This is a genomic window from Cellvibrio sp. UBA7671, assembly GCA_002483145.1.
In the GTDB taxonomy this organism is placed as follows: Bacteria; Pseudomonadota; Gammaproteobacteria; order Pseudomonadales; family Cellvibrionaceae; genus Cellvibrio; species Cellvibrio fibrivorans.
Genome location: DLHJ01000019.1, coordinates 282,778 through 295,746, shown reverse-complemented (window position 1 = coordinate 295,746; position 12,969 = coordinate 282,778). Strand labels below are relative to the sequence as shown.

At 48.6% G+C, this 12,969-nt stretch carries 14 protein-coding genes; 6 read left to right on the top strand and 8 right to left on the bottom strand.

Annotated elements, in window-relative coordinates; genetic code table 11:
- Positions 1-78: 78 nt before the first annotated feature.
- From B4E62_RS20285 to B4E62_RS20265, 5 genes are all read right to left on the bottom strand, one after another.
- Entirely contained in the window at positions 79-729 is a 651-nt protein-coding gene (locus B4E62_RS20285; protein ID WP_331353340.1) for a hypothetical protein, read from the bottom strand.
- A gap of 30 nt (positions 730-759) precedes the next feature.
- Positions 760-1,365 (bottom strand): hypothetical protein, encoded by a 606-nt coding sequence (locus B4E62_RS20280; RefSeq protein WP_331353339.1) that lies wholly within the window; start codon positions 1,363-1,365, stop codon positions 760-762.
- Positions 1,366-1,466: 101 nt separating this feature from the next.
- Positions 1,467-2,639, bottom strand: coding sequence for a glutathionylspermidine synthase family protein (locus tag B4E62_RS20275; protein WP_310074905.1), 1,173 nt, complete (start codon positions 2,637-2,639; stop codon positions 1,467-1,469).
- A 3-nt stretch (positions 2,640-2,642) separates the two neighbouring features.
- Positions 2,643-3,227, bottom strand: a complete 585-nt coding sequence (locus B4E62_RS20270; RefSeq protein WP_310074907.1) for a DUF1190 domain-containing protein — start codon at positions 3,225-3,227, stop codon at positions 2,643-2,645.
- Between the two features lie 27 nt (positions 3,228-3,254).
- The gene (locus B4E62_RS20265) at positions 3,255-3,668 is read right to left on the bottom strand and encodes a DUF350 domain-containing protein (RefSeq protein WP_310074909.1); all 414 of its coding nucleotides are present in this window, start codon (positions 3,666-3,668) and stop codon (positions 3,255-3,257) included.
- Positions 3,669-3,861: 193 nt separating this feature from the next.
- Between B4E62_RS20265 and B4E62_RS20260 the strand changes: the two genes are divergently transcribed.
- The 4 genes from B4E62_RS20260 to B4E62_RS20245 all read left to right on the top strand — a co-directional run bounded on the left by B4E62_RS20260 (position 3,862) and on the right by B4E62_RS20245 (position 8,102).
- Positions 3,862-4,833, top strand: coding sequence for an HlyD family secretion protein (locus B4E62_RS20260; protein ID WP_310074911.1), 972 nt, complete (start codon positions 3,862-3,864; stop codon positions 4,831-4,833).
- Positions 4,826-5,800: an ABC transporter ATP-binding protein gene (locus B4E62_RS20255; protein ID WP_331353338.1), complete on the top strand. Its 975-nt coding sequence runs from the start codon at positions 4,826-4,828 to the stop codon at positions 5,798-5,800. The genes B4E62_RS20260 and B4E62_RS20255 overlap by 8 nt, the downstream gene beginning before the upstream one ends.
- Positions 5,797-6,936 carry an ABC transporter permease gene (locus B4E62_RS20250; protein WP_331353337.1) on the top strand — a complete coding sequence of 380 codons (1,140 nt, stop codon included), beginning with the start codon at positions 5,797-5,799 and terminating at the stop codon, positions 6,934-6,936. Before B4E62_RS20255 ends, B4E62_RS20250 begins: the two co-directional genes overlap by 4 nt.
- Before the next feature lie 158 nt (positions 6,937-7,094).
- The gene (locus tag B4E62_RS20245; RefSeq protein ID WP_310074918.1) at positions 7,095-8,102 is read left to right on the top strand and encodes a choice-of-anchor A family protein; all 1,008 of its coding nucleotides are present in this window, start codon (positions 7,095-7,097) and stop codon (positions 8,100-8,102) included.
- A gap of 103 nt (positions 8,103-8,205) precedes the next feature.
- On the opposite strand, the gene B4E62_RS20240 is transcribed toward B4E62_RS20245, so the two are convergent.
- Both B4E62_RS20240 and B4E62_RS20235 read right to left on the bottom strand, forming a co-directional pair.
- Positions 8,206-8,727 (bottom strand): hypothetical protein, encoded by a 522-nt coding sequence (locus tag B4E62_RS20240; RefSeq protein ID WP_310074921.1) that lies wholly within the window; start codon positions 8,725-8,727, stop codon positions 8,206-8,208.
- Between the two features lie 14 nt (positions 8,728-8,741).
- On the bottom strand, positions 8,742-9,176 hold the full coding sequence (locus B4E62_RS20235) for a hypothetical protein (RefSeq protein ID WP_310074922.1): 435 nt from the start codon (positions 9,174-9,176) through the stop codon (positions 8,742-8,744).
- 199 nt (positions 9,177-9,375) lie between these two features.
- Between B4E62_RS20235 and cysK the strand changes: the two genes are divergently transcribed.
- A complete protein-coding gene (cysK, locus tag B4E62_RS20230; protein WP_331353336.1) occupies positions 9,376-10,287 on the top strand; it encodes a cysteine synthase A in 912 nt (303 codons plus the stop codon).
- Between the two features lie 165 nt (positions 10,288-10,452).
- Entirely contained in the window at positions 10,453-11,139 is a 687-nt protein-coding gene (locus tag B4E62_RS20225) for a mobilization protein (RefSeq protein ID WP_310074926.1), read from the top strand.
- Between the two features lie 55 nt (positions 11,140-11,194).
- On the opposite strand, the gene B4E62_RS20220 is transcribed toward B4E62_RS20225, so the two are convergent.
- Positions 11,195-12,748: an alpha-N-arabinofuranosidase gene (locus tag B4E62_RS20220; protein ID WP_310074928.1), complete on the bottom strand. Its 1,554-nt coding sequence runs from the start codon at positions 12,746-12,748 to the stop codon at positions 11,195-11,197.
- Positions 12,749-12,969: the final 221 nt, after the last annotated feature.

Sequence of the window (12,969 nt, the reverse complement as noted above, 5' to 3'; positions counted from 1 at the left end):
TCTATTTTTCTCGTTCCCAAGCGGAGCTTGAGAACGAGAAAGAAAAATATATTTGCCCAGCCATTTAAGACTAGATTGCTACAGCAAACTATTTTTTTCTATACGGACGATGTATTTTCCGTAAGGATGAGCAACAAGAGGTATATTGGTGACTGTTCCGTACACATTATAACCTCCTGTTGATGTAGTAAAATTACTATTGATAGCTAAAGCCAATTTTTCCAAATTTTTATTGTATGGTGCGACTACAAGGTAATACTCTCCTGGTGCACCGACATCTATTTTCCAATCAGCATCCAAATGCGCAGGAAGATTAGCCTTCAGCAAATTGCCTGATTGCTTCCCCTCTTGTATTTTGCCTTCACCAATTTTTAACTCCTTCATATTTACATCAAGAAGCTTGATAGAAGGAAAGATCAGTGTTTTATTAAAGCCCAAACAGTCACATAAGGCTTTTACATTTACATGATATGTTCCGGAAGCAGGGATTTTTATTCGATAGACATCATAATTAGATGCATAACCCAAATTTAAAAACATAGGATCTGCAATAGTAATTTCGCCTTTAAGATCCTGCGTCAAAGCAGCACTTGATGCACCTTGAACCACACTGTTAGACAAAGATTGGGAACGGCCTTTACTGGCGGCCTCACGATACTCCTGAATCCCGCCACCACCCGAGGAACAGCCCATAACAAACAACACACATATTAAAGCTACTTTTTTCATTGTTAATATCATCCATTTGTTATATTTCGGTTAGATCCTGCCAACAAACACCATTCTGGCCGTGGCTTGTTGCTTTTTCGGTACTTGGTTAATCACTGGGTACTTTTCAAGCAATCCAGGAAATAGTTCTGCTGCTGCTTTCACAGTATCTTGCTCATTATCTTTAATAACAATTCCTGCATAAACATTATTCTTTTGTGTATCAACACGCTGGGATGAAGCCATATTCCAGCCATCGATTACAGCCTGAGAAAAGCTCTTTAGCTCACCTTCGACAAGCCCTATATGAACATCACCAACATAGTTAATTGCACCGGGCTCAATATTAAAACTCAACCCCTCAAAGTTAGCCGCGTATTCGTCATAGTAATAATTAGTGATGGTAGCGCCTTTAATCACTTTGACCGGCACCAACCTTAATTGATCTTCTTTACTCTGCTCTAGCTGAGCAATCTTGTTTAGATCACCCTTCCAAATACCGAGATTGCCGGTTTTATGGGCGTGTACTCTCACCAACAAAAATGCATCGTTTTCCTGATATTCTTTGGTAGGATCAACATTCGCGGTTTTGATTTGAGAACAACCAAGTAACATTAAAAATACAGAACAAAAAAACAGCAGGAACATTCTTTTCATAATCAAGGTCCGTTAAATTAAGAGAATAAAATACAAAAACGAGGTATGGCCGAAACAGTATAGTCAACGTAATGAAAAGTACCGTAGAAAATTGATACCAATCAATCCAAAATAATATGCGGCAAAAACCGCGAGGTATCTTTAGTGATAAGTGACTCATCTTCACGGATACAAATTCCCGCTGCGCTATCACCTACGATCCAACTACCGAGCATCGCGTAAGTATCGGCGTTGCGATATTCATCGCGATATTTTGGTAGTGCATGCAATGCCTGACGGACATAATTACCATCAGCATAAGGACCTGCTGCAGAAATTTTTTCACCGCTCGCGGTAATTAAATCTACGTTGGCGCCCTCGCGCGAAAACAAGGGTTTGCGTACCCAGCCTGCGCCGAGTGGTTCACTCGCTGCAGTTTCAAAAAATGCGGGCAATAAATTCGGATGATTGGGATAGCGTTGCCAGAGCAGCGGTAAAATACCTTTGTTGGACAACAGCATCTTCCACGCTGGCTCGATCATTTGGGTATTGGCAGCGGTAATCGTGCGTGCAAAATCCTCCTGCACCATAAATTCCCAAGGATACAATTTGAATAAACCTTTTATCGGTTGATTATCCAAATCGACAAACTGTTCATTTAGGTCGCCAATATCTTCCAATGCGATATAGCGAACATTCACGCCTGCTTGCGCGGCCATATCCATTAAATAATTGACCGTGCCGCGGTCTTCGATATTGTCGCGTACGCTGGTGAAATAAAATGGTTGAGGTAAATTTAATTGTGCAAAGGCTTGTTCGATTTTGTCGTGCAGGGAATTAAATTGATCGGCGCGCTCGGGTAATACACCGTTTTTAATTTGATCTTCCAACCACACCCACTGGAAAAATCCGGTTTCAAATAACGAGGTAGGGGTGTCGTAATTTAATTCGAGTAATTTGGCAGGGCCAGTGCCGTCGTAGACCAAATCAAAACGGCCATACAAATGCGGCTCGCCTTTATTCCAGGAGTTCCAGATATAACTCCAGAAATCGCGCGGGATATTGAGCAGCGTGAGCATTTCTTCACTGCGGGTAATATCGCCGACCATATCCATGGTCATTTGATGCAATTCTTCGGTCGGCGCTTCCAGATCATCTTCAATTTGCTGCAAACTGAATTGGTAGTAAGCGGTTTCATCCCAATAGGGTTCACCGTCGAAGGTGTGGAAATTAAAGCCAACTTCTTCGGCGTAAGCGCGCCAATTAGCGCGCTCGGCAACACTGATACGTTTCATCCATTAACCACCAAAACTATTGCGCGCAGCCGCTTGTTGGCCGAAACCACCGCGACGAACCACTTGACCGACTTGCGGTTTTACTTGCGAGGGTTTCAGCGAGATAGGGCCAATACCACCGGCGACGGGTGCGTTGGTTGCCGTGCGAAAAGTGCCGCGGTCATCGCGCGATTTGTACAGCGGCTGCGTGGGCACATTAGTTCCAGCTCCTGCACCGGCAGCAGCGGGCTGTTGGAAGTTACTGCCGCCGCGATTCAACATTTGCCCGGCCAGATAACCCATCATCATCGGCATAAATACACTCCCGCCCGATGTCGTTTGCTGTGGCGCGGTTTCGCAATTGCCCGCACCAAAATCTACTTCGCATTCTTCTTTGTTTAAATATTTTGGCGCAACTTGCGGATGCAAGGCTTGTGCAGCCGCGTAATCGGCCTCGCACTGGGCGGCACTATTTAATGCGGCGGCGCTACATTCACTCGGGTCGGTAAATACCATCGCCTGTTCGCGCTCTTCGCCACAACCGGCAAGCAACAATGTGGCAACAGGTACCATCAATACTAATGCGGCTTTTTTACTGCGTTTCATCATTCAACTCCACAATCAGTTATCGATAAATTAATAGGACATGCACGCGGCATTAATTAAACCCACGGCAATTGCGAGCGTTGCAGCAAAAATACCGGATGCCATTTCACCATTGTCGATGCGCTCGGATAATTGTTTAAGTACTACGCGCAACGTAACAAAAGTAAGAATCTGTACAACCAGGGCAACTGCGCCCCATACCGCACAATCAAGCAGTGACTGCGAGTGTGTAATCGCACTGGACAGCGGCAATGCGAATCCAATAATCGCACCACCAAATGCAAGTGCTGCCGCAGAATTATTGGCGCGGATTAATGCCAGCTCCTCATGGGGTGTCATCCAGGTATAAATACGCACAAAAATCAGGACTAATACAATTGCCACCGCAAAATAAGCGAGAAAAGGTGGAATGCCATTAAGCGATGTAAGCGTGGTTGCAAGCATGGAGATTTCCCCAGTTGGTAAATTGACGAATGGTAAATGAAAACTGGCGCGATTCTGACACAAAAGCTTACTCAGCTCTATCTTGCTGGATGCACCCAAACCACCTATAACGGTTAACAAAGTTTAATCGGCATCTGGCACTCTCATTACTATGGGGGCACACTCTCCGCTATCCATAGCTCAGGGATTATTTATGAAATCAGCTTCGTTTTACAGCTTGCGTCTTTGCCTGCTGCTGGCACTGGCCGCACAACTCATAGCCTGCAGTGACAACAACGCTCACCTCGCGCTCGGCACCCTAGAGCGCGACCGCATAGTGCTCAAAGCGACCGCCGCCGAAATTATCACCCAACTCCCCATTGCCGAAGGCAGCGATGTCAAAGCGGGCGATTTACTGCTGCAGCTGGATGATCGCCGCCAACACGCACTGGTCGCCAAGGCCGATGCCAATCTCGCCAGCGCGCAGGCCAATCTCACCAAATTGCAAAACGGCGCGCGGACGGAAGATATAGCCGCTGCGCGCTCGCAAGTAAAAGGCGCAGAAGCGCAGTTAGTTGAAGCGCAAAAAACCTTTGCCCGCGCTGAAACATTGGTGAGCAAAAAACTAGCCGGTGCCGCCGAGTTGGACAGTGCCCGCGCTAAACGCGATTCGGCGCAAGCCAATCTCGATCAATCCCACGAGAATCTGTTGTTACTTACCAACGGTACCCGCGAAGAAGATTTGCAGCAAGCCGAAGCGCAAGTTGCGCTCGCCAAAGCTGCACTGGAGCTGGAGCAATACAATCTGGGCGAATTGAGCATCCGTGCCACCAGCGACGCACGATTGGATCACCTACCCAAACACTTGGGCGAGCGCACCAGCATCGGTGAAGCGGTAGCAACCCTTCTCGATAAAAACGCGCCCTACGCGCGAATTTATGTCCCCGAAACCCATCGCCTGAAAGTCAACGCAGGACAGGAATTGGTGATCCATATTGATGGCCTAGAGCAGCCCCAAACCGGCAAGCTGCGCTGGGTTTCACAAGACCCGGCCTTTACGCCCTACTTCGCACTTAACTCCACCGATCGCGCCCGCCTTGTGTATTTAGCCGAAGTGCAACTGCCCGCATCCGCCGCTAATTTGCCGAGCGGTTTGCCGGTACAGGTTGAACTGCCCCATGATTGATTTAAAAGAACCGCGCGCTCAAGACTGGGCGATAGAAACCATCGGCATGACCCGTCGCTTTGGCGATTTTGTCGCAGTAGACCAGCTGGATTTACGCATTCCTCACAAAACCATTTACGGCTTCCTCGGCCCCAACGGCTGCGGGAAATCGACCAGCATGCGTTTAATCACCGGCCTGCTCACGCCGAGTGCGGGCAGCGTGCGTGTATTGGGAATGGATATTCCCGAACAAGCGGAATTACTGCGCCGCCGCCTCGGCTATATGACGCAAAAGTTTTCGCTGTACGACGATTTAACCGTACAGGAAAACCTGCGCTTTATGGCGCAGATCTACAACCTTGAAAGCCGCAGCGTAAAACAGTTGATCGACAGCCAACTCCGTCGCTATCAACTCAACGAGCGCAAAACCCGTCTCGCCGGTGCACTCAGCGGCGGCCAGCGCCAGCGGTTGGCACTCGCGGCCGCGACCTTACATCAACCGGAATTATTGATCCTCGACGAACCCACCTCCGCCGTAGACCCGGAAAACCGGCGCGATTTTTGGGAAAAATTGTTCGACCTCTGCGATAGCGGCACTACCATTCTGGTCTCTACCCATTACATGGATGAAGCCGAACGCTGCCACGGTTTGGCAATTATGGAGAGCGGAGTGAAACGCGCCGATGGTGCACCCGCGCAATTGATGCGCGAGCTGGGCGCCCGGGTGGTTGAAATCGATGGCGAAAACCTGCGCTTGCTCAAGCAACAATTGGGGGAATTGCCGGAAGTGGTATCTACCGCGCAACAGGGAACGCATCTGCGCGTATTGATCAAAGAAGCGATTGAGGATCCGGAAACCTGGTTGCGCAGTGTGCACCCCGAATTAGTTGCCAATCGCCAGATACACACCGTGCGCCCGAGCCTGGAAGACGTGTTTGTCCATTGCACTGGCAGTAACGCGCCTGACGGGCAGGGAGCGCGGCAATGAATGCGCCGACTAAGAAAGCAACGGCGATTAACGCCTTTGGCCAAAGCTTGCAGCGGATCGGTGCAATTGTGTTTAAAGAGTTGCGCCAGCTGACGCGCGACCGCCCTACTTTCGGCATGATCGTAATGGTGCCCTTGATCCAGTTGTTACTATTTGGGTTCGCCATCAACACCAATGTGCGCGAACTGCCCGTCGGCGTGGTGGATTTGAGTCATACCCAGACTGCCCGTGCGTTGGTGAGCGACCTCACAGCCACGCAAGTGGTGAGTTTTACCGAAACCTATCAAACCCCCAAGCAGGCGGAAGATGCGATTCGGCGCGGCCATGTCCACGCGGTACTGGTGATCCCCGAAGATTTTGGCCAACGGCTGCAAGACCAACGCCCGATAGCCCAGTGGCTGATCGATGGTTCCGATACCATGGTCAGCAACGCGCTGCTTGCGCTGCAACAAATGCCCTTTGCCAGTGGTTTTGAGGCGCAGCCCAGCGCGCGCAAAAACACCTTTGAGATCGCGCTCTTCTTTAATCCTGAACGACGCTCAGCGATTAATATCGTGCCCGGGCTAGTGGCTATTGTGCTTACCATGACCATGGTGATGTTTACCTCGGCGGCGCTGGTACGCGAGCGCGAGCGCGGCAACCTGGAATTGCTGATCACTACGCCGGTGCGCTCCAGCGAGATTATGATCGGCAAAATCGTGCCCTATATTTTTGTCGGCCTGATTCAGGTGTCGATTATTCTCGGCCTCGGCCATCTGATTTTTGATGTGCCGATCAATGGCCGGCTGGATCAGCTGGTCCTCGGCGTCTTCGCCTTTATCAGCGCCAGCCTCACGCTTGGCCTGCTGGTTTCCACCATCGCCAAAACCCAATTGCAGGCGATGCAACTCACTGTGTTTTTGTTGATCCCTTCAATCCTGCTCTCGGGTTTTATGTTCCCCTACGAGGGTATGCCTGAAGCAGCGCAGTGGATTGCCGAAGCGCTACCCGCGACTCACTTTATTCGCATGGTGCGCGCGATTGTGTTGCGCGGCGCAACGCTGGAAGATTTGCAGCCAGATTTATGGTGGCTGATCGGGTTTACCGTGCTTGGGGTGATAGCAGCAGCAAGCCGGTTCAAAAAGCGACTGGATTAACCGGCTTATTCCAATTAATCCATGCGGTGGGAAGTTTTCCAATTTTTACTTATAACAAATAAAAACAAGCAGGAAATTTTTTATAACAATCAGCTTGAGATTGAGCATAAATCAACCTAAACTGCACAGCATTGATTTATGTGAACTGGTTCGCACTTATGCTCAAGTATGTTTCTGCCGTTTTAGTCTTGGTCACCGCCACGCAAGCCAGCGCGATTAATATCGATCTGGGCCCAGCGGCTGGCTACAACCTCTTTATTAAAGAGAACTTCACCCAACCGGGGGCTGACTCCCAAGGCAAAATCGCCATTGGCGGTAACGCCAATATCGGCCAATACGACGTGGGTGTGAACTACGAGCCAGGTACATGGCGCGACGGCAAACAATTCTGGACTGAACCCGGCAAGTATTCTGATGTGTTAGTGGTGGGTGGCAATCTGACCACCACCCAGTGGGCCTGGGGCAACGTCAAAGGCAATCTGATTCTGGGCGGCAAACTCACCGAGGGCTCCAGCAAAAATGCTGTGTTGGGCAGTACCACAAAAGCTACCCCGATTGATTTCAACTCTGCCTTTAACCAGTTTACTGAGCTATCCAAAGAACTGGCGGGCCAATCCAATACCGGCGGCTTGGAATTTAAATACAACAACTGGCTGATTCTGGATGGCACCAGTAACAACGATGTGTACGTTGCCAATATCACCGGCCACCAGTTGGCAAAAGCGACCGATCTAACCGCAACCGGGCTGGATAAAAACGATACGCTGGTCATCAATGTCAGCGGCAAAAATATTAAATTTGACTCGCTCAACTACGGCAAACGCGAAGGTTTTGATCCATTGAATATGGCGGCCAGTAATATCCTGTACAACTTTTTTGAAGCAGAAAAAATCACTTTTGAAGGCGGTATCAAAGGCAATATCCTCGCCCCCAATGCCGATTTCACTTTTTTACAAGGCGATTTGAGTGGCCAGGTGATTGCAAAATCCTGGACCGGGGGCTGGGGAGCACAAGCAAATTTATGGGATGGTTTTTTTGTACCGCCGGATCTGCCTGAACCTCCGAAGACACCTGTTAGTAATGTATCTGAACCCTCTGCTCTACTGCTGTTGTTCTGCGGATTGCTGGCATTGGTAGTCATCCGCAGTAAGAGCCAAAAAGGCTAAACAGTTAGTATCACCAAGACTTTAGGTTTCATACCACACACAAACAAAAATGCCCAAGCAACTTGCTTGGGCATTTTTGTTTGACTGCAAAAGCCGTTTTAAATCACAGTTCCAGCGTAGCAATATCCTTAAGTGCAAGCTCGATATTACTTCTGATTGCACCTTCAGTAGCCAAACGCAAACGCTCTACACCAGCAAATGCTTCGCCAGCACCTGTGGTATGTTGAGAGTTGATGACTTTGCGCCAAACGATGTTATCGTCAGCCACTTTTCTCAACTTCCAGGCCAAGTCTGTTTTAACGGTAAAACTGAAACCCATTGTTGGTTGGTTGACGGTCAAAATAGAGGCGGATAATTCGTAATCTGCACCACCCACCTTAACCAGTTGCTTAAAAGCTTTGGTTTTCAGGATGGTTTCTTCTATTGCTGTTTTCAGGTCAGCATCAGCCACACTGGATTTACCAAGCGCGGATGTGTCTTGCCCACCAGCTACATTTACGCTAACCGAATAGGGTTGAATTTTCCCGGGTACGTAATCTACAGGTACCATAGCAACAGGGTTGGTTGGTGAGGCGCAGCCGGTAAATAATAGCGAAGCACAGAGTAATGCGATGAGACGGTACATTATTTGCCCTCGCCTTAGTTAGTTTGTTTTTTGTATATATTAGTGATGACTTCATCCACCATTTTTTCCGGTGACAATCGAGTCAGCGAAGTATGCATGGAATAGCCTTTGGCGATGGGGAACTTATCTTTAGGATCTTGCATAACAACGGTAAGTTCAATCATGTACATGGTGATATCCCACATCCACTTGTCAGTATAAGTCACCAACGCATCAACCTGAGCAGGGGCACTAGCGGCATTACCGGTAGTGGCTTGTTTGCCAATCGCCGACAATTTTTTAGTGATGAGCTCATTCACACCACGATCATCACCATCCAACTTAACGACATAGAAGGAGTTTATCTTGCTGAGATCCTGATCGGGAAAAATCTGCGCATCCATCTTGTTAACAGCACATCCAGAAAGAAAACTAACGAAGAGAAAAGTAAATAAAATGCGTATCGACATTTTTTAAAGCTCCGTGCAATTATGTTATTTGATTGACGTTGGCACCTTTACGCCAACCGCAGAATGCTAACATACGCGCCAGAGCTGAGCCATATTTGTCTACTGACCAAACCGCTCAATTGTTCGACCCTATTAATGAAAGAACATCGACCCGACAAATAGCTTGTCTAAACCAAGCCTAACTTAAAAAGGAATACCTATGAAATTCGACAATATTCTCCAAACCATTGGCAACACGCCGCACGTCCGCATCAACCATTTATTCCGCAGCGATATCGAAGTCTGGATGAAAGTCGAGCGCTTCAATCCAGGCAGCAGTATCAAAGACCGCATCGCGTTGGCGATGGTTGAAGACGCCGAAGCCAAAGGCTTGATCAACAAAGATACCCTTATTGTTGAACCCACTTCCGGTAACACCGGCATCGGCCTCGCACTCGTTTGCGCGGTAAAAGGCTATCGCCTCATTCTCACCATGCCGGAATCCATGTCGGTCGAGCGCCGCAAAAACATGAAGGCCCTGGGCGCTGAATTGGTGCTTACCCCGAAAGAGCTAGGCATGGGCGGCTGCATCGCCAAAGCCAATGAAATACTGGCCGAAAATGACAACAGCTGGATGCCGCAGCAATTCAACAACCCTGCAAATGTGGAAGTTCACCGCAACACCACTGCGCAGGAAATTCTTAACGATTTCCCGGAAGGAATTGATTACATGATCACCGGCGTAGGCACTGGCGGTCATATCACCGGTTGTAGTGAAGTGTTGAAAGAAAAATTCCCGCACTTAAAAACCTTTGCCGTAGAGCCGGAAAAATCCCCCGTCATCAGCGGCGGCCAGAAAGGCTTGCACCGCATCCAGGGAATCGGTGCCGGTTTTATCCCGCAAGTATTAAATAAAGAAGCCCTCGACGGCACCATCCTCGTGAGCGAAACCGACGCGTTTGAAATGGCTCGCCAATGCGCGTTGAAAGAAGGGATTTTTATCGGCATATCCTCCGGCGCAACCCTCGCTGCAGTCGCGCAGAAACAAGCCGAGATGAAACCCGGCAGCCGCGTAATTATTTTCAGTTACGATACCGGTGAGCGTTATTTATCGATTGAGGATTTGTTTTAAGTAATAAATCAAAAAAGCAGTATCAAGAGGGCGCAACACATTGCGCCCTATTTTTTATCAGCCCACAAAAACCAGCCCTCTTTTAGGGCGCATAAAAAATGTCACATCGCATGTGTTACAGTCCCACCACAAGATCCCTCTACAGCTCCCAACAAGGAAACAGCAATGAGTAATGTGCATTTTATCGGTGGCGAAAAAGGCGGGGTTGGCAAATCTATGACCGCGCGGTTATTGGCGCAGTATTTGATCGACGCAGAAAAACCTTTTATCGGCTTGGACTCCGATCAATCTCACGGGACTTTTTCACGCTTTTACAGCGAGTTTGCATCGCCCTTAATTGTTGACGATTACGATAGCCTCGATCAGCTGATTATTCTCGCGCAGGAAAATCCCGGCAGCGATTTGATTGTTGATTTAGCAGCACAAACCTCCACCCGCTTGGGCAAGTGGATTGACGAGAGCGATGCGCTCGCACTGCTGCAGGAGTTGGGCAGCCAAGTCTTTTTATGGCATGTGATGGATGACGGTGCAGATTCCGTGAATTTATTAAATGGGCTGCTCAATCGTTACCCGCAGGATTTTATCAAGATTGTGGTAGTCAATAACTTAGGCCGCGGAGAGTGTTTTGAACACTTTGAGCAATCAACTACTTACCAAAAAGCAAAAGACCGCAATGCGATTTTTATAACACTGGCAAAACTACAACCGCAACTCGCGGCGCGTATTGATTTTGCCAACACCAGCTTTTGGGCGGCAGCGAACAATACGGATGTAATGAACATTATCGAACGCTCGCGTGTGCGAGTGTGGCTAAAAAATAATTATGCGCAGTTTGATAAATTGTCCCAGTAAAAAATACCAAAAAAAATGGGCGCACATTGCGCCCATTTTTTTGTCTCGGTAAAACTTATTCTACTGCAACAACTACCACTGCTTTAGCTGGAATCTCCAACGCCAGTTTTCCATTTTTGGCTTTCGCTGAGTAAGCTGCTGGCTTAATCGTCTCTGGCGCTGCGAAGGTATTGTGTGCATCCATTGCTGCTGCAGTTAACACCTGGCCGCTCACACCATTCACTGTTATACCCGCCAAATTAATATCAACGGTTTCCGCCTTGTTGGGGTTGGCGTTAACCAAAGCGATATACACTTTGCCATCTTTCGCACGCGCTGCTGTTGCACTCACTGCAGGGATTGAAGCACTGCCCAGCGTGTATTGCGGTACATTTTTCAGCTCCAGCGGCAAAGATGTAGCCCCCTGGAATGGAATGTACATTTTGAATACATGATAAGTCGGAGTCAGAACCATTTTTTCCTTGTCCGTCAAAATCATTGCCTGCAATACGTTCACCATCTGCGCGATGATACTCATGTGCACACGGTCAGCGTGTTTGTGGAAAATATTGAAATTCAAGCCAGCGACAATCGCATCGCGCAAACTGTTTTGTTGATAGAGGAAACCTGGATCATCATCACCAGTTACGTCGTACCACGTGCCCCACTCATCCACATAGAAACCGACTTTTTTCTCAGGGTCATTTTTATCCATCACTTTTTTGTTGTTAACAATAAACTGATCCATTTTCAGTGTATTGACCATGGTGGACATCCACTCGGCCTCAGGGAATTTAAGTGCGGCGCCTTTTACTGTCCAATCGCCTTTCGGCAGTGTGTAATAGTGGAAACTCACTGCATCCATTCGCAACGCCCAATTCGGTTTTACATTGGCAGTGAGATGATCTGCCCAACTGGTGTCGTCAGTGTGGCCGCCGCTGGCAATCAAAATCGGTGTGTTGTCTTTCGGCGTTTTGAGGAAGCTGGCGTATTGCTTGTAGAGATGAGTGTAGAACTCGGGGGTCATATTGCCGCCGCAGCCCCATGCCTCATTACCGATCGCAAAATAATGCACACGAAAAGGTTTATCGCGGCCATTTTTGCGGCGCAGTTCAGCCAGGGTCGATTTGCTATCCGAGGTCATGTACTCCAGCCACTCTGCCATTTCCTGCGGAGTACCAGTTCCAAGATTACCGTTGACGTAAGCTTCAGCGCCGAGCATTTCCACCAGATCAAAGAACTCATGGGTACCTACGGCGTTATCTTCTATCACCCCCCCCCAGTTGGTGTTCACTCGTGCAGGGCGCTTATCGCGCGGGCCAATACCCTCGCGCCAGTGATATTCATCGGCAAAACAACCGCCCGGCCAACGCACCAGCGGTACCTGCAAATCTTTCAGCGCACCCACTACGTCGTTGCGCCAGCCTTTGGTATTGGGGATTTTGGATTTGGGGCCAACCCAAATACCTTCGTATATTCCGCGCCCCAAGTGCTCGGCAAATTGGCCATAGATGTTTTTGTTGATGACCGGACCGGGCTTGGTGGTATCGACACTGACCTGAGTGTCAGCCAAGGCGGTAAAACTGAGGCTCAGGCCAAGTGCGGCGATGAGCGGCTTGATAGCTCGCATGGATGTCTCCTATTTGTTGTTATGGTGTAGTAATTACGCTGTACAACAGAAAGAATAGCCCTTGTCAGATCATATTGTCATACAAGTTAACCTAATTTTACCCATAGACACCTCCTCTTACTGCCAAGCCATGTCAGCGGAATCCGTGATCTTTGCTTCAACCAGCTGCCACTCACCAAATACTGTGTTTAAATACAGCATCTTTACAAAAACATTATTCC

What these genes read in the sequence shown, in the direction of transcription:
- B4E62_RS20235 (WP_310074922.1), bottom strand. Translation starts at nt 9,176, where the DNA reads ATGTCGATACGCATTTTATTTACTTTTCTCTTCGTTAGTTTTCTTTCT.
- B4E62_RS20245 (WP_310074918.1), top strand. Translation starts at nt 7,095, where the DNA reads ATGCTCAAGTATGTTTCTGCCGTTTTAGTCTTGGTCACCGCCACGCAA.
- B4E62_RS20275 (WP_310074905.1), bottom strand. Translation starts at nt 2,639, where the DNA reads ATGAAACGTATCAGTGTTGCCGAGCGCGCTAATTGGCGCGCTTACGCC.
- B4E62_RS20265 (WP_310074909.1), bottom strand. Translation starts at nt 3,668, where the DNA reads ATGCTTGCAACCACGCTTACATCGCTTAATGGCATTCCACCTTTTCTC.
- B4E62_RS20225 (WP_310074926.1), top strand. Translation starts at nt 10,453, where the DNA reads ATGAGTAATGTGCATTTTATCGGTGGCGAAAAAGGCGGGGTTGGCAAA.
- B4E62_RS20255 (WP_331353338.1), top strand. Translation starts at nt 4,826, where the DNA reads ATGATTGATTTAAAAGAACCGCGCGCTCAAGACTGGGCGATAGAAACC.
- cysK (WP_331353336.1), top strand. Translation starts at nt 9,376, where the DNA reads ATGAAATTCGACAATATTCTCCAAACCATTGGCAACACGCCGCACGTC.
- B4E62_RS20270 (WP_310074907.1), bottom strand. Translation starts at nt 3,227, where the DNA reads ATGATGAAACGCAGTAAAAAAGCCGCATTAGTATTGATGGTACCTGTT.
- B4E62_RS20280 (WP_331353339.1), bottom strand. Translation starts at nt 1,365, where the DNA reads ATGAAAAGAATGTTCCTGCTGTTTTTTTGTTCTGTATTTTTAATGTTA.
- B4E62_RS20250 (WP_331353337.1), top strand. Translation starts at nt 5,797, where the DNA reads ATGAATGCGCCGACTAAGAAAGCAACGGCGATTAACGCCTTTGGCCAA.
- B4E62_RS20220 (WP_310074928.1), bottom strand. Translation starts at nt 12,748, where the DNA reads ATGCGAGCTATCAAGCCGCTCATCGCCGCACTTGGCCTGAGCCTCAGT.
- B4E62_RS20240 (WP_310074921.1), bottom strand. Translation starts at nt 8,727, where the DNA reads ATGTACCGTCTCATCGCATTACTCTGTGCTTCGCTATTATTTACCGGC.
- B4E62_RS20285 (WP_331353340.1), bottom strand. Translation starts at nt 729, where the DNA reads ATGAAAAAAGTAGCTTTAATATGTGTGTTGTTTGTTATGGGCTGTTCC.
- B4E62_RS20260 (WP_310074911.1), top strand. Translation starts at nt 3,862, where the DNA reads ATGAAATCAGCTTCGTTTTACAGCTTGCGTCTTTGCCTGCTGCTGGCA.